Here is a 15,083-nt window from a genome sequence, read left to right on the forward strand (position 1 = left end):
GCGTTTTACGCCACCATTACGTGGTGCATAATTGCGAGCTGTTCGCAACAACAGCTGATCTTCAGTAGGGGTGTGGAGCATGAGGGCCCGATCGATACGGGGCGCAGGCGCGGTGGCGACGGCGGCCGCGATAGCGGTCGCCGCCTCCGCTTGCTCGGCGCCGGGCGACAGCGGCGGCGCGGGCGGCACGAAGGACTCGGCGCTCGTCGGCATCGCGTACGAGCCCGAGACCCTCAGCCCGCTCCTCGGCTACGGCAAGGACGGCAACTCGAAGATCTTCGACGGGCTGCTCACGCACGACGCCGACATGAAGCTCAAGCCCGCCCTCGCGGCCGAGCTGCCCAAGGTCACCGACGACGGCAAGACCTACACGTACAAGCTCCGCAAGGGCGTCAAGTTCAGCGACGGCAAGCCCTTCTCCGCCAAGGACGTCGTCTTCACGTACGAGACGATCCTCGACAAGAAGACGAACAACGCGTCCAAGACCGAGCTCGACGCCGTCAAGAGCGTCGAGGCCAAGGGTGAGGACACCGTCGTCTTCCACCTCAAGTACCCCTACGCGCCGTTCGCCGAGCGGACCGTCCTGCCCATCGCGCCCGAGCACATCGCGGCCAAGCAGGACGTGAACACCGGCGCCTTCACCACCAAGCCGGTCGGCACGGGCCCGTACGAGCTGGTCAAGTGGTCCAAGGGCGAGAAGCTCACCTTCAAGGCCAACCCCGACTACTGGGGCGGCGCGCCGAAGGTCAAGAACTTCACCATGGCGATCATCAAGGACGACGACATCCGCGCCACCCGGCTTGACGCCGGTGAGCTCGACGGCGCGATCCTGCCGCCCAACCTCGCGAAGAAGTACAAGAGCGACAGCGGCAAGAAGACGTACGCCGCCAAGACCTTCGACTACCGCGTCGTGACGCTGCCCACCGGCAACAAGGTCGCGGGCGACACCGCCGTCCGCCGCGCCCTGGACGTCGGCGTGAACCGCAAGGCCATGGTCGACTCGATCCTGTACGGCGAGGGCAAGGAGGCCTACGGGCCCGTCCCCACGGACAGCCCCTGGTTCACCAAGGGCACCGAGCGCAAGTTCGACGCCGCCAAGGCGAAGAAGATCCTCGACGACGCCGGGTGGAAGCCGGGCAAGGACGGCATCCGCGAGAAGGACGGCGTCCAGGCGAAGTTCCCGCTCTGGTACCTCTCCGGCGACAAGCTGCGCCAGGACCACGCCCTCGCCTACGCCTCCGACGCCAAGAAGATCGGCATCAAGGTCGAGGTGCAGTCCGGCACGTGGGAGGTCATCGAGCCCCGCATGCCCAAGGACGCGGTCCTCGCCGGCGGCGGCTCCCCGGCCGACCCGGACTTCGACCAGTACACGCTCCTGAAGTCCTCCCTCGCCGGCGACGGCTTCAACAACATGGCGCACTACGACAACCCCAAGGTCGACAAGGCCCTGGAGGACGCCCGCAAGAGCGGCGACCACGCCGAGCGCCAGGCCGCGTACGACACCATCCAGCGCGAGCTGGTGAAGAACCCGGGCTACACCTTCCTCACCCACATCGACCACCTCTACGTGGTCGACAAGAAGTTCGGCGATCTCACCACCCAGGTCGAGCCGCACGACCACGGCCTGGCCTCCGGCCCCTGGTGGAACGTCGAGGACTGGCAGCCGAAGAAGTGACATCGGCGATATCCGAGGCCCACGGGAAGGCGACGCGGCGTCGCCTTCCCTGGGGGCCGATGGCCCGCCTCGCAGCACGGCGGCTGCTGTTCGCCGTGCCCGTGCTGCTCGTCGTCTCCTTCGGCGTCTTCGCCATCGCCGCCGCCTCGCCCTTCGACCCCGTCAAGGCGTACGCGGGCACGGCCGGACTCACGGCCTCGCAGGAGAACCTCGACCAGCTGCGCGCCAACCTCGGCGTCGACCGGCCGCTGACCGCCCGCTGGTGGGACTGGCTGACCTCGGCGCTCACCGGTGACCTCGGCGACTCCAGCACCCTGCGGCAGCCCGTCGCGGACGCCATCGGCGAACGCATCGGCTGGTCCGTGCTGCTCGCCGCGACCGCGTTCCTCGTCGCCATCCTGCTCGGCACCGCCCTCGGCGTCCTCGCCGCCCGCCGCCCCGGCGGCTGGGTCGACCGCGCCGTGACCTCCCTCGCGTACACCCTCGAAGCCGCGCCGCCGTTCTGGCTCGGCCTGCTCGCCGTCTGGCTGTTCGCGCTGAAGCTCGGCGTACTGCCCTCGGGCGGCCTCACCGACACGGCCAGCTCGACCGTGACCGCAGGCCAGGTCGCGAGCCACCTGGTGCTGCCCGCGGGCGTCCTCGCGATCTCGCAGCTGCCCTGGTTCGTCCTCTACGTGCGCCAAGGCGTCGGCGACGCGCTCGGCGACGACCCCGTACGCGGCGCACGCGCGCGTGGCCTCGCCGAACGGACCGTGCTGCTCGGACACGCACTGCGCTCCGGCATGCTGCCCGTGCTCACGCTCATCGGCTCCCGCGTACCCGAACTGATCACCGGGGCGCTCCTGGTGGAGACCGTCTTCAGCTGGCCCGGCATCGCCGCCGCCACCGTGCAGGCGGCGACCTCCGTGGACTTCCCGCTGCTCGCCGCCCTGACCGCGCTCGCCACCGCCGCGGTCCTCCTGGGCAACCTCGTGGCCGACCTCCTGTACGGCCTCGCCGACCCGAGGGTGGGATTCGATGGCTGACATCGTCTGGCGCGCCCATGGGGGCGTGCGCCGCTCCACGCGCGCGTGGCGGGTGCGTACGTCCGCAGTGATCGTCGCCGCGGTCGTCCTCGCCGTCCTCGTCGTACCACCGCTCGTGAACCTCGACGAGCAGGCCGTCGACCTCGCGTCGAAGCTGCAGCCGCCGTCGCTGGCGCACCCCTTCGGCACCGACGACGTCGGCCGCGACCTGCTGCTGCGCTGTGTCTACGGCCTGCGGGTCTCGCTCCTCGTGGGCGTCGTCGCGGCCGTCGTCGCCACCGTCATCGGCACGGCCGTCGGCGCCCTCGCGGCCGCCTCCGGAGGCTGGGTCGACCGGATCGTCATGCGGCTCGTGGACGTCTTCTCGTCCGTGCCGCACCTGCTGCTCGGCATCTTCATCGTCGCGATGTTCCGACCCGGCGTCTGGCCGGTCGTCGTCTCCGTGGCGCTCACCCACTGGCTGTCCACCGCTCGCATCGTGCGCGCCGAGGTACTGTCCCTGCGCTCGCGGCCCTACGTCGACGCGGCGATCTCCGGCGGCGCCTCACGCCTTCGCGTCGCCGTGCGGCACCTGCTGCCCGGCGTCCTGCCGCAGGCCGGACTCGCCGCCGTCCTGATGGTGCCGCACGCCATCTGGCACGAGTCCGCGCTGTCCTTCCTCGGCCTCGGCCTCCCCTCCCACCAGGCGAGCCTCGGCACGCTCGTGCAGAGCGCGCGCGGTTCGCTCCTGGCGGGCGACTGGTGGCCGACCCTCTTCCCCGGCCTGTTCATCATCGTGCCCACCCTGGCGATCGCGGGCCTCGCGGGTGCCTGGCGGGAACGGATCAACCCCCGGCGCCGATCGGAGCTCATGCTGTGACGGTCCCCGTCCTGTCCGTACAGGGTCTTTCCGTACGGTTCCGCATGCGCGGCGGCGCCCACGTCTCCGCCGTCACCGACGCCACCTTCGACCTCGCGGCGGGGGAGTGCCTCGCCCTGGTCGGCGAGAGCGGCTGCGGCAAGTCCGTGCTCGCCTCCGCGCTGCTCGGCCTGCTCCCCGAGAACGCCGAGACCGCGGGGAGCGCGCTGATCGGTGGCCTGGATCTCCTCACCGCCGACGAGCGCACCCTCGCCCGCACCGTGCGGGGGCGGCGCGTCGGCCTCGTGCCGCAGAGTCCCGCCGCCCATCTGACGCCGGTCCGCACCGTGCGCTCCCAGCTGGAGGAGACCCTGCGCGAGCTCGCCGGGGTGCGCAAGCCGCAGCTGCGGGCCGCCGCCGAAGCGGCCGCCCAGCGCGCCGCGTTCCCCTCGGGCCACCTCGACCGCTACCCCCACGAGCTGTCCGGCGGCCTCGCCCAGCGCGCCGCCACCGCGCTCGCCCTCATCGGCGACGCGCCGCTGCTGCTCGCCGACGAACCCACGACCGGCCTCGACCGTGACCTCGTGGACCGCACCGTCGACGAACTGCGCCGGCACGTCGGCGACGACCGCGCGCTGCTCCTGATCACCCACGACCTGGCCGCCGCCGAACGGATCGCCGACCGCGTCGCCGTGATGTACGCCAGCCGCGTCGTCGAACTCGCCGACGCCACCGACTTCTTCGGCACGCCGGGCCCCCGGCACCCCTACGCCCGCGGGCTCCTGAACGCCCTGCCGGAGCGCGCCTTCACCCCCGTCCCCGGCATGCCGCCCGAGCTGTCCGCGCTCCCCGCGGGATGTGCGTTCGCGGCGCGCTGCGACCGGGCCGACGAGGCGTGCGGCGCGCTGCCCGCGCTCACGGACGGGGCGGCCTGCCACCACCCCCACGCGGACGTGCTGGAGGCCCCCCGTGCTTGAACTTCGCGCCATCACCGCCGGATACGACCGGCGCGCGCCCGTCGTCCGGGACGTCGACCTCACCATCGCCCCCGGCGCATCCGTGGGCCTGCTCGGCCCGAGCGGCTGCGGCAAGTCCACCCTCGCACGGGTCGCCGCGCTGCTGCACCGCCCCGACGCGGGCCAGGTCGTCATCGACGGCGAACCCGCCCGCGGCTGGCGCCACCGCGCCCCCCGCGAACAGCGCACGGCCTTCGGCGTCGTCTTCCAGCAGCCGCGGCTCTCCGCCGACCCCAGGCTGGCCCTGTCCGACCTGATCGCGGAACCGCTGCGGGCGGTGGGCCGCGGCTCCGAAGCGGCCACCGCGGTCCCGGAGCTCGCGGCCCGCGTCGGCCTCGGCAAGGAGCTGCTGGGCCGCCGCCCGCACGAGGTCAGCGACGGCCAGCTGCAACGCGCGTGCCTGGCCCGCGCGCTGGTGCTGCGCCCGCGCTGGCTGATCTGCGACGAGATGACGGCGATGCTGGACGCCTCGACGACGGCGGCCTTGGTCCACGTCGTGGAGGAGTACCGGGCCGAACGCGGCGCCGGGCTGCTGGCCGTCGGCCACGACCGCGTCCTCCTGGAACGGTGGTGCGACCGCACCACGCACTGGGACGAACTGACGGACAGGGCGCCCGCCGAACAGTAAGGGCCCGCTCAGGCGGGCAGCCGGGTGTCGATGACGCAGCTGATCTCGACGACCTGGCCGGGGAAGGTCAGTTCGGTGACGCCGACCACCGTGCTGACCGGGCGGTGGCCCCCGAAGTACGCCAGGTTCCCCGCCGCCACCGCCCCGGCGTGCCGCCTCAGGTCCACCACGTACAGGGTCTGCGAGACGATCTGACCGCGGGTCGCGCCGTAGTGGCTCAGGATCTTGTCGAAGTTGGCGTACGTCAGGTCGAGTTGGGCGGCGAAGTCGTCCGCGTGACGGAACTCGCCGACTTTGTCGAGCGCGAGCTGTCCGGAGACATGGATCAGATCGCCGGACCTGATCGCCTGCGCATAGCCGAAGTCGCTCTCGGCCGGCACGTCGTGGCTGAAGACATCGTTCGTGGGCATGCTGTCGTCCGCTCTCCTGTCGCGAGAGCTCTCGCTCTCCTGTGGTTACTCGGGAACCGTAGGAGAGCAGCCACTGAACTGGAAGGACGCACTTTTCGGGAACTGAGGAACCGGACGGTGACCGAGCAGGTCACGGCACCCGTCGTGAACGCCCGGCATCGATAGCGCCAACTCCCGTAAGGCCAGGGTTTCCTGACACGGGCTGGGCCTCATACTCACTGAGGTTCCGCTCACCGTCGTATCCGCGCGTCGCGTCCCGACGCGTCACGACTCGTCCCTCCGGGAGGCAGACATGGCCCTCACCACCCGTCGCAGAGCCCTCACCACCCTCGGCGCGGCCCTCGCGGGGGGCATCGCGATACCCGCCCACGCGCACGCGAGCAGCGGCGCGCGCCACCCCCGCCCCCGGCCGCTGTTCCGCGCCCACGCCCACAACGACTACGAACACCCCCGGCCCCTCCTCGACGCCCTCGGCCACCGCTTCGGCAGCGTCGAGGCCGACATCTTCCTCGTCGACGGAGAGCTGCTCGTCGCCCATGACCCGGTCGACCTCGACCCCACCCGCACCCTCGCGTCGCTCTACCTGAAGCCCCTGGCGGCCCGCGTGCGCGCCAACCACGGCTCCGTGTACCGGGGGCACCATCGCACCCCCTTCCAGCTGCTCATCGACATCAAGACCGAGGGCGCGTCGACATACGCCGCACTCCACCGCCAACTGCGGCCCTACCGGCACCTGTTCACGTCGTACGCCCACGGGAAGGTGCGCCGCGGCGCGATCACGGCTGTCGTCTCCGGTCACCGCGCGGCCCGCGCCCCCATGGAGGCGCAGCGCGTCCGGCACGCCTTCTACGACGGCCGCCTCGCCGACCTGGGAACCGCCGCGCCCGCCTCGTTCATCCCGCTGATCAGCGACAACTGGTTCCTCAACTTCAACTGGCAGGGCACGGGCCCGATGCCCGCCGCCGAGCGCGACAAGCTGCGCGACATCGTCTCCGCCGCCCACGCGCGCGGGCAGCGCGTCCGCTTCTGGGCGACGCCCGACCTGCCGGGCCCGCAGCGCGACGCGGTCTGGAGCGAGCTGCTCGCCGCCGGTGTCGACCACCTCAACACCGATGACCTCGCGGGCCTCGAGGCCTTCCTCGACGCGCACGGCCGATGATCCGACCGGATCAACCTTCGCGCGAGTAACACCCGTTCGGAGCACAGGTCAGAGGCCCGAACGCCTCCTCCGCTACGCGACACTGACGGCCGGAAGCCGCGGTCCCGCGTGGCGGAGGAGGTACTTCGCATGGCTGTCTCGATCTCTGTCGTGCTGCTGCTCGTGATCCTTGCTGCGGTCTTTCTGCGCAACGGAGCGCTGAAGCTGTCGCACGCCGTCGTCTGCCTGCTGCTGGGCTTCTACCTGGCCGGCACGAGCATGGCCCCGACCATCCAGGACGGGCTGACGGCCACCGCCCACATCGTCAGCGGCATCCGGCCGTGACCGGTTCGTGCGCCGGCCCGCGGGCCGTTCCTTTCGGGTTCATGAATAACTGACGCTGTTTCATGGACACTTCAAGAGGAGCGCTCTAGCTTCGGCGCATGCCCAGCAGACTGCGCCGCCTCGTTCCCGCCGGTGCCATGGCGCTGACCGTGTCCCTCGCGGTCCCCGCTTACGCCGACGACATACCCAGAGCCCCCGGGCACCGGCTCGTCGAGCAGTACGAGGGCGCCCCCGCCGACGCCCGCCCGCTGCCCGGCACCCCGCCACCCCAGCACCCGTACCTGGCCGCCAACGGCCGCAGCGGCATGCACGCCGACGCCGCGGGCAGCGGCACGTACCCCTGGAGCGGTCCGCTCGGGAAGCGGCCCGCGGTCGACAGCGAGAAGATGGCGGCGCTGGGCGGCGAGTGCGCGACCGTCACCTTCGACCGCGACGGACGCATCGTCACCGTGTGCGGCACGTTCACCGGCTTCCTGGTCAAGCTGCTCGACCCGAGGACGCTGGACACGCTCGCCGAGTACAAGTTGCCGCAGCGGCCCTCGACCGTCGAGGCCATCACCCGGCTCGACTTCTCGAAGATCTTCAAGGACACGTCGGGCGGCGCCTATTCGTACCTCGACAACGAGGACAGGCTCGTCCTCGCCGACTCCCGCCAGCACATCGTCCGGCTCGCGCACGAGCGCACGGCCGACGGCGGATGGCGCTTCTTCGTCGACAAGGAGTGGGACCTGACGGCACACGTCCCGCACGACTGCGTGAGCTGGACCAACCTGTATCCCAGCGGTGAGTGCGACCCTGTCACGTCGGTGATGCCGGACTGGGACGGGCGCATCTGGTGGGTGACGCGGCAGGGGCGGGTCGGGACCGTCGACCCGGAGTCCGGCGACATCCGCTCGATCCGCCTCTCCGGCGAGGAGATCCAGAACTCGTTCTCCGTCGCCGAGGACGGCGTCTCCATCGTCTCCGACCACGCCCTCTACAGCTTCCGCGCCGCCGCGGACGGCACTCCGAAGGCCGTCTGGCGTCAGACGTACGACCGCGGCACCGGCACCAAGCCCGGCTCGGTGAACCAGGGTTCGGGCACCACCCCGGACCTCTTCGGAGAGCACGACGACTATGTCGCGATCACCGACAACGCCGACGACCGCATGAACGTCCTCGTCTACCGCCGCGGCGCCGACGTGCCCGCCGACGAGCGGCTCGTCTGCAAGGTCCCCGTCTTCCGCTCCGGCGCGTCCACCACCGACAACTCGCTGATCACCTGGGGCGACAGCCTCGTCGTCGAGAACAACTACGGCTACGAGAACATCACCTCGCTCACCTTCGGCCGCAGCGTCGTCGGCGGCGTCAGCAGAATCGACGTGCGCGAGGACGGCAGCGGCTGCGACACGGCCTGGGAGAGCGGGGTGCGCGCCCCGTCCACCGTGCCCAAACTCTCCACCGCCAACGGCCTGTTGTACTTCTACACGAAGGAGCCCAACAGCCTCGGCGTCGACGCCTGGTACCTCACCGCGGTCGACTTCCGCACCGGCGACACCCGCTGGAAGCGGCTCGCCGGCACGGGTGTCGCCTATGACAACAACTGGGCGCCCGTGACGCTCGGACCCGACGGGACGGCCTATGTGGGCGTCTTCAACGGGCTCGTGGCGGTACGCGACACGGAGTGACGGGCCGTCATTTCCCGGAGAACACGCCGATGCCGTTCGGAACGGGCCGCTCGATCCCGCCGCTCGGGTTGTTCCGTACCGTCACGGCATCGGCGCCCGGGGCGCGCGCGACCAGCGTGGCCGTCGCGGAGACCAGGGTCGATGAGCCACCGCCGTCCAGGCTGAAGCCGTCCCGCGCGCCGAGGCCCCGCAGCGTCTCGGCCACCTCGGCGATCGTCAGACCCGCACGGAACTCCGGGGACCCGTCGAGCGAGAGCAGCAGCAGCCGACGGCCGTCGTCGGAGATCCCCGCCGCCGTCCGCACCGCCGACGTCGTGGCATCGAGGCCGGGCAGCGGCACACCGTTCCGCAGCACGGGGTAGCCGCCGATCGCGAAGCGCAACGGCTTGCGCGACTCGGCCGCCACAAGACGGTGCCTGACGTGCACCCGGTCGCCCGCCGACAGCTTCCGCAGCTCCTGCGCGCCCGCCTCACGGCCGACCAGGACCGTCTCGTCCGCGGCGATCGGGCCGCTGCCCGGCGTGTCGGCCGAGGCCACGACACGCCCGTCACGCACCGTCACCTCGTGCGTGTCGGTGCTGCAGGGCGCGCCGCGGCTCGTGTCGGTGCCGCAGGTCGCGCGCACGCGCGAGACGGTGCCCCAGTCGGTGGTGAAGGCGCCGACGGAACCCACCGGCAGCGCGTACTGGTTGAGGCCGCCCAGCGGGAGGCGGGAGCCACGGGTGCGGACCTGTCCGTCCAAGGCGAGGCTGTCCAGGCGGGCCCTGCGGTCCTGGCCCACGCCGAGGACGGCCTCGGTGGTCACGCCCGGCGGCATCGCGGGACCGAAGCGCTGCCCGTTCGGCACGGCGGCCTTGAGAGCACGGCCGCTCGCGATCGCGGGCCCGACGGGCGCGCCGGTCGCCTCGACACCCGGGTGCTGCGTCTCGGTGATGTTGAAGAAGTCTCCGTTGATGCCGCCGACTGCGCCGGCCCCGTCTGCGAGCGTGGAGACGGGCGCACGCGCCGCGACTTTGCCCGGATACAGCAGCCCGACACGCGTGCGCGGGTCGCGCAGATCCACGTCGAGGACGTGCGCGCGGGCCGTGCCGCGGGAGCCCTCGACATCGAAGTACCGGTACTCCACGCCCGGCGCGATCCTGCCGCCGGCGCGCTCCGCGACGCCGGGAGCACCACCGGCCGGTGCCGCTCCCGCGAGAGCCGCACCGGCCAGCATGCCGAGCGTGGTGAAGAGGGTGCAGACCGTTCTGGACCGTCCACCGCGTTGCTTCTGGCGTGCCACAGATCCCCCTGGTTCCTGGTGTCGGCCGGGCGGCGAAGTGAGCGAAGTAACTGTCGCAGCAGCCAGGGGAGTTCACCAGATGCGGGTGGCTACGTTCCGGCCAAGCGGGAACGGATGAGGAAACGTACGCCCTCCGGTGCCTCCAGCGAGAAGCCGCTGCCTCTGCCCGGTACCACGTCCACGATCAGCCGGGTGTGGCTCCACACCTCGTACTGGCTCTTCGACATCCAGAACGCTACGGGCTCGGCCACCCCATCCACCGTCAACGACGCGAGGCAGACGTCGGAATCACCGGTGCGGAAGTCGCCGTCCGGGAAGCACATGGGGGCGCTGCCGTCGCAGCAGCCGCCCGACTGGTGGAACATCAGCGGCCCGTGCAGCTCCCGCAGTCGCCGTACGAGCCGTGCGGCGGCAGGGGTGAGCTCGACCCGAGGGGTGCTGCCATCGGTGTCTTTCGTCTCCTGGCGGTCCATGGGGCGACTTTGCCCCGCGGCACGTTGCAACAGGGTTGCGGGGAACGGCCGCCGGGCGCCTGTTCGGAGCAATCGTCGGATGGTCGGGTCGTGTCGCGGGGGCAGCGGCGGCGGACCGCCCGAAGCTGGTGCGATGCGCTGGCTCCTCTCATCGATCGCCGCCCTGTCGCTGACCGTCCCCGCGTCGCACGGGGCGGCCGCCGCTCCCGCTCCCGCCGCCCTCGTCGAGCCGGCGTGCCGCGCGGGCACCGCCCCCTACCAGCGGGAGCTGGAGCGTGAGCTGCGGCTGCCGGTCGACGGGCGCCAGTCCGCCGCCGACTGCGCGGCCATCCGGCGGCTCCAGCAGCGGCTCGGCGTCCGCCCCGCGGACGGCAGCGCCAACCTGCGGACGTACCGCTTCGTCGTCGCCGACTCCATCCGGCGGAACCCCGCGCAACGGCGGACCTGCCCCGCGAAGCCGTACCGGGTCACGTGCGTGGACCTGACCCGACAGGTCCTGTGGGCGCAGTCCGGCCGCAGGCTGGTCTTCGACCCGGTGCCGATCCGCAGCGGCCGGGACGGTCTGGAGACCCGCCGCGGCTGGCAGCGGATCTACCTGAAGAACCGCGACCACTTCTCGACGATCTACCGCGTCCCCATGCCGTACGCGCAGTTCTTCAACGGCGGACAGGCCCTCCACGGCACCCGTTCCGACCTCTTCTCGTCGGGCTCGGGCGGCTGCGTGAACCTGGCCATCGGGGATGCGAAGCGGCTCTACGACCTGCTGGTCAAGGGTGACCGCCTCTACATCTGGGGCACGAAGCCGGGCACGGGCGGCTGACGCCACCCGTGCCCGTCGGGGCCACCGGGGGTTACTTCTTCTTGCCCCCGCCGCGCTCGTTGGTGAGCGTCACCGTGACACCCTTCGCCGCGTTGCCCTCGGTCACCCGGTGCGGGCCGCTGACCCTCTTCGACGGCAGGACGTAACCGTCGGGCACGGCCGTCTCGCGCAGGTAGTACGAGCCTAGGTCGAGCCCCTGGAACTCGCACCGGCCACGGCCGTCCGTGGCGCAACCCCCGTCGACGAGCCTGTCCCGGCCCGCGCCCGAGGCCTGCAGGCCCGGCCTGCCGTTGGTCTCGCGCCAGAGCTGGAAGACCGCGCCCGGCAGCGGCCTGCCCGTCTTCTTGTCCTTCTTGACGACCGTGATCGAGCCGACGTCCTCCGGTTCGTCACGCACACTGTTCAGCGCCTCGACGGATACCCCGTCGTCGGCGTCGGCCGCGGTGAGGACGAGAGGCCCGAAGACCGCAGGATCCGGCAGTTCGTACCCGTCGGGGGCGTTCGTCTCGACCCAGTAGTACGTGCCGACAGAGACCTCCTTCTCGCAGGTGCCGACGGCGTCCGTCGTGCAGGGCGAGCCCGTCGACGTATCGGGGTCCGACCCCGTCTGCTGGAGCCCCGGCCTGCCGTTGGTCTCGCGCCACAGCTGGAAGACCGCGCCCGGCAGCGGCCTGCCCGTGTCCTTGTCCTTCTTGACGACGGTGACCTCGCCCTCCACGACCGTGCGCTTCTTCTCGTTGGCGGCCGTGACCGACACGCCCGCGGAGGCGTTGGCCTCGGTCAGCTCCAGCGGTCCGAAGACGTTCGGCGAGGGCAGGTCGTAGTCGCGCGGGGCCTTGGTCTCGCGCCAGTAGTACGTGCCGAGCGGCACCGTCCGGGCACACTCGCCCGGGGCCTCGGTGACGCAGGATCCGCCGACCTTCGTGTCCGGGTCGTCGCCGCGGGTCTGCAGCCCGTCGACGCCGTTGGTCTCCTCCCACAGCTCGAACTCCGCGCCCGCGAGCGGCTCCCCGTCGTCCTCGTCGGTCTTGACGACCTTCACCTCGCCCGAGGTGGGCGTGTCGGAGCAGTCCGGCAGGTCGCCGTCGAAGGGGTAGTTGTGGAACTCCTGGCCGCCACCGCCCGACGCCGAGCTGGTGTGGGTGAGCGAGCCCGTGGTGAAGAAGCGGCCGTTCATGCCCGGCACGCTGATCGTGGACGCCGAGCCCTGGTCGCCGATCAGGACATTGCCCTGGAAGTGTCCGGTGCCCTTGATCTCCACCGACGTGGCGTCGGGGAAGTTCCACAGCAGCCGGCTCCGCAGCTGGTTGAACCCGCTGCTGTCGTCGATCGTCCCGCTGTACGTGTTGATGGTGCGCTTGGTCCCGAGGACGTTGACCAGCACCGTGGCGCCGTCCGGGATGCCCTCGAAGCGGATGCCCTCCTGGCCGCCGCTGCCGCCCATCAGGTCGAAGTTCACGTTGAAGACCTGGAGCATGGAGGTGTTGTCGCCCCGGAACAGGGTCTCGCCGCCCGCGTGCGTGGCCGTTCCCGTCGGCGTGCGCGTGCCGCCCTCGGGGTGGGCGTAACACTGGCTCGCGGCGGTGAGTTCGTCCCGCAGCGGCCGGTAGGGCTCGGCGGCGTCGGCGTCCTTGCGCAGGGTGCCGAGAATCCTGCCGGTGGCGTCACCGGCGTGGCGCACCACACCGTCCTCGGCAAGCAGCCGCTCGCCGGCGGCGACCCGGACGTCGCCGCCCGTGGTGAGCCAGTCCGCGCCGACGGGCGGCGCCACCCGGGAGCCGACGCCGGCCTCCCCGATGTTGTAGACGCTGCTGGCGCCGGCGACCTTGTCCTGGTCGAAGTCGCCGAGGACGACGACGCGCCCTTCGGCCTCCGCGGCGCGACCGCGGACGAGGAAATCGCCGCCCACGTACACGTTGATGCCGTTGTCGCGGTACCGGATCCCATCGTTGTTGACCGGCGGATACCCACCGCTGGGGCAGTTGCCCGGCACACACGGGCCGAGCCCGCCGGGCAGCGGCTTCGCCGCGGCGCCCGCGGCGGAGTGCGCGGCGGCGGGCATGGCCGGCAGGCCGCTTCCCGCCACGACGGCGAGGAGACACAGATACCTCATTCCGGACCGGAAGAGGGAGGGAACGGTCACGTGCACATCAGCTCCTCACAAGGACAAAACGACGTGGAGGAGGCTTGCACGACTGCCCTCCGTCACCGATCAACCGATCCGTGCCTTCCTGCGAAGAGCACCGCAAAGGCCGAGTGCAGGGACCACGGCCCGCTCGCCGTGACCGTGATCCGCACGGCCGAGCGATGTGATCACCCGATCGTGAGTTCCGCCGCGCCCGGGCCGGTCCGGACGCGATGCTCACCGGGACGGCGGGCGGCCGACTCCGCCCGGACGGACGAGGGGATGGGGGGAGACGGCATGACTCGGGAAGCGGAACGGCACGAAGGGCCGGACGGCCGGGCGGTGCTCCTGGTGGCCGGACTGGCCGACCTGGCGGTGAGCACGGCGAGTTCGGCCCTGGGGGCGGTGCGGGGGCTGCTGCGCCGCTCCGACACCGCCGAGCTGGCGACGGAGGCCGAGCGCGAGCTCACGGCCCGCGGACGTCTGGCGCTCGACCGGTACGCGACGGCGCCCCCGGCCCACCTGGAGATCCTGGCCCGGCGCGCCCTGGCCCGACGGTCCGCCGATGACGTATGACCTCTGGGAGCCGACCGGCTTCAAGACCCGTGTCGACGACGTCCTGAAACGCTTCGTCGCCGAGGAGGCGGACCGGTTCGCGGCGGTCGACCCGCTCCTCGACCCGGTGGCCGGGCAGTTGGAGGCGGCGGTCGCGGACGGCAAGCGGCTGCGGGCGGCGTTCTGCTACTGGGGCTGGCGCGCGGTGGGGCAGCCGGACAGCGACGCGCTGGTACGGGCGGCGGCCGCCATGGAACTGGTGCACGCCGCGGCGGTCGTGCACGACGACCTCATCGACGACAGCCCGCTGCGGCACGGGCGGCCCACCGCGCACCTGGCCCTGCGCGGCGCCGTCCGGCGCAGGCCCCGCCGCGACGCCGCCGCCAGGTCACTGGCGATGCTGGTGGGAGATCTGCTGATGGCCCTGGCCGGGGAGCTCTTCGCCGCCAGCGGCCTGCCCGCCGCGTATCTGGCCCGGGCCAGGCCGCTGTGGACGGTGATGGCCCGGGAGCTGATCGCGGGCGAGTGCCTGGAGATCCTGCGCACCGGAGCCGTGCCGGACACCGATGCGTCGCTGAAGGTGATCCGCTACAAGACCGCCAAGTACACCGTCGAGCAGCCCCTGCTCATCGGCGGGGCCCTGGCCGGTGCCGGGGCGGGGCTGCGCGACGGTTTTCGCGCGTACGGGCTGCCGCTGGGCGAGGCGTTCCAGCTGCGGGACGACCTGCTCGGCCTGTTCGGGGACCCGGAGGTCACCGGCAAGGCCAACGCCGACGACGTGCGCGCCCACCGGCCGACGGCCCTCCTCGCGGAGACCTGGCGCCTCGCGGACGACGACGAGCGGGAGCGGCTGCGGGCTCTCCTCGGCCGGCCGGACCTCGGCGGCGAGAGCCTCGAGGAGGTGCGCGAGGTGATGCGCCGGCTCGGGGCGCCCGCCCGCGTCGAGGACATGATCGGCGCGCGGGTCGAGGAAGCCCTCGACGTGCTGCACGAGCTGGCCCTGCCCCCCTATGCGGACACCGCGCTGACCGCGCTGGCGCGTTCGGCCGCGCTCCGTCCGTCCTGACCCGCAACGGAAGACGAGGA

15 protein-coding genes are annotated in these 15,083 nt (G+C 71.9%); 11 read left to right on the forward strand and 4 right to left on the reverse strand.

Annotated elements, in window-relative coordinates:
* The first annotated feature begins 79 nt into the window (after positions 1-79).
* The 5 genes from ACZ7LU_RS18750 to ACZ7LU_RS18770 are packed head-to-tail and all read left to right on the forward strand — an operon-like array spanning position 80 to position 5,182.
* Positions 80-1,675 carry an ABC transporter substrate-binding protein gene (locus ACZ7LU_RS18750; RefSeq protein ID WP_471917284.1) on the forward strand — a complete coding sequence of 532 codons (1,596 nt, stop codon included), beginning with the start codon at positions 80-82 and terminating at the stop codon, positions 1,673-1,675.
* 59 nt (positions 1,676-1,734) lie between these two features.
* Positions 1,735-2,700, forward strand: coding sequence for an ABC transporter permease (locus ACZ7LU_RS18755; protein WP_398308110.1), 966 nt, complete (start codon positions 1,735-1,737; stop codon positions 2,698-2,700).
* Positions 2,693-3,559, forward strand: a complete 867-nt coding sequence (locus ACZ7LU_RS18760; protein ID WP_398308108.1) for an ABC transporter permease — start codon at positions 2,693-2,695, stop codon at positions 3,557-3,559. Before ACZ7LU_RS18755 ends, ACZ7LU_RS18760 begins: the two co-directional genes overlap by 8 nt.
* A 44-nt stretch (positions 3,560-3,603) precedes the next feature.
* A complete protein-coding gene (locus ACZ7LU_RS18765) occupies positions 3,604-4,515 on the forward strand; it encodes an ABC transporter ATP-binding protein (protein WP_398308465.1) in 912 nt (303 codons plus the stop codon).
* A complete protein-coding gene (locus ACZ7LU_RS18770) occupies positions 4,508-5,182 on the forward strand; it encodes an ABC transporter ATP-binding protein (RefSeq protein ID WP_398308106.1) in 675 nt (224 codons plus the stop codon). Before ACZ7LU_RS18765 ends, ACZ7LU_RS18770 begins: the two co-directional genes overlap by 8 nt.
* Positions 5,183-5,190: 8 nt before the next feature.
* Here ACZ7LU_RS18770 and ACZ7LU_RS18775 read toward each other — a convergent pair whose 3' ends face one another.
* The gene (locus ACZ7LU_RS18775; RefSeq protein WP_471917285.1) at positions 5,191-5,592 is read right to left on the reverse strand and encodes a Rid family hydrolase; all 402 of its coding nucleotides are present in this window, start codon (positions 5,590-5,592) and stop codon (positions 5,191-5,193) included.
* Positions 5,593-5,884: 292 nt separating this feature from the next.
* On the opposite strand from ACZ7LU_RS18775, the gene ACZ7LU_RS18780 reads away from it, so the two are divergent.
* From ACZ7LU_RS18780 to ACZ7LU_RS18790, 3 genes are all read left to right on the forward strand, one after another.
* Positions 5,885-6,751 (forward strand): phosphatidylinositol-specific phospholipase C/glycerophosphodiester phosphodiesterase family protein, encoded by an 867-nt coding sequence (locus ACZ7LU_RS18780; RefSeq protein ID WP_471917286.1) that lies wholly within the window; start codon positions 5,885-5,887, stop codon positions 6,749-6,751.
* A 129-nt stretch (positions 6,752-6,880) separates the two neighbouring features.
* Positions 6,881-7,075 (forward strand): hypothetical protein, encoded by a 195-nt coding sequence (locus ACZ7LU_RS18785; protein WP_362989947.1) that lies wholly within the window; start codon positions 6,881-6,883, stop codon positions 7,073-7,075.
* A 98-nt stretch (positions 7,076-7,173) separates the two neighbouring features.
* Complete coding sequence (locus ACZ7LU_RS18790; protein ID WP_471917287.1) at positions 7,174-8,742, forward strand: hypothetical protein; 1,569 nt, start codon at positions 7,174-7,176, stop codon at positions 8,740-8,742.
* A 7-nt stretch (positions 8,743-8,749) separates the two neighbouring features.
* Here the strand turns inward: ACZ7LU_RS18790 and ACZ7LU_RS18795 are convergent, their stop codons facing one another.
* On the reverse strand, positions 8,750-9,958 hold the full coding sequence (locus ACZ7LU_RS18795; RefSeq protein ID WP_471917760.1) for a phosphodiester glycosidase family protein: 1,209 nt from the start codon (positions 9,956-9,958) through the stop codon (positions 8,750-8,752).
* Between the two features lie 155 nt (positions 9,959-10,113).
* Positions 10,114-10,497: a DUF779 domain-containing protein gene (locus ACZ7LU_RS18800; RefSeq protein WP_468563095.1), complete on the reverse strand. Its 384-nt coding sequence runs from the start codon at positions 10,495-10,497 to the stop codon at positions 10,114-10,116.
* Between the two features lie 133 nt (positions 10,498-10,630).
* On the opposite strand from ACZ7LU_RS18800, the gene ACZ7LU_RS18805 reads away from it, so the two are divergent.
* Positions 10,631-11,317 carry a L,D-transpeptidase gene (locus tag ACZ7LU_RS18805; RefSeq protein WP_471917288.1) on the forward strand — a complete coding sequence of 229 codons (687 nt, stop codon included), beginning with the start codon at positions 10,631-10,633 and terminating at the stop codon, positions 11,315-11,317.
* Positions 11,318-11,348: 31 nt separating this feature from the next.
* On the opposite strand, the gene ACZ7LU_RS18810 is transcribed toward ACZ7LU_RS18805, so the two are convergent.
* Positions 11,349-13,460: a choice-of-anchor A family protein gene (locus ACZ7LU_RS18810; protein ID WP_471917289.1), complete on the reverse strand. Its 2,112-nt coding sequence runs from the start codon at positions 13,458-13,460 to the stop codon at positions 11,349-11,351.
* 279 nt (positions 13,461-13,739) lie between these two features.
* Between ACZ7LU_RS18810 and ACZ7LU_RS18815 the strand changes: the two genes are divergently transcribed.
* Both ACZ7LU_RS18815 and ACZ7LU_RS18820 read left to right on the forward strand, forming a co-directional pair.
* Positions 13,740-14,018: a polyprenyl synthetase gene (locus ACZ7LU_RS18815; RefSeq protein ID WP_471917290.1), complete on the forward strand. Its 279-nt coding sequence runs from the start codon at positions 13,740-13,742 to the stop codon at positions 14,016-14,018.
* A complete protein-coding gene (locus ACZ7LU_RS18820) occupies positions 14,008-15,063 on the forward strand; it encodes a polyprenyl synthetase family protein (protein ID WP_471917291.1) in 1,056 nt (351 codons plus the stop codon). The genes ACZ7LU_RS18815 and ACZ7LU_RS18820 overlap by 11 nt, the downstream gene beginning before the upstream one ends.
* Positions 15,064-15,083: the final 20 nt, after the last annotated feature.

Source organism: Streptomyces sp. NPDC039462 (genome assembly GCF_055639375.1).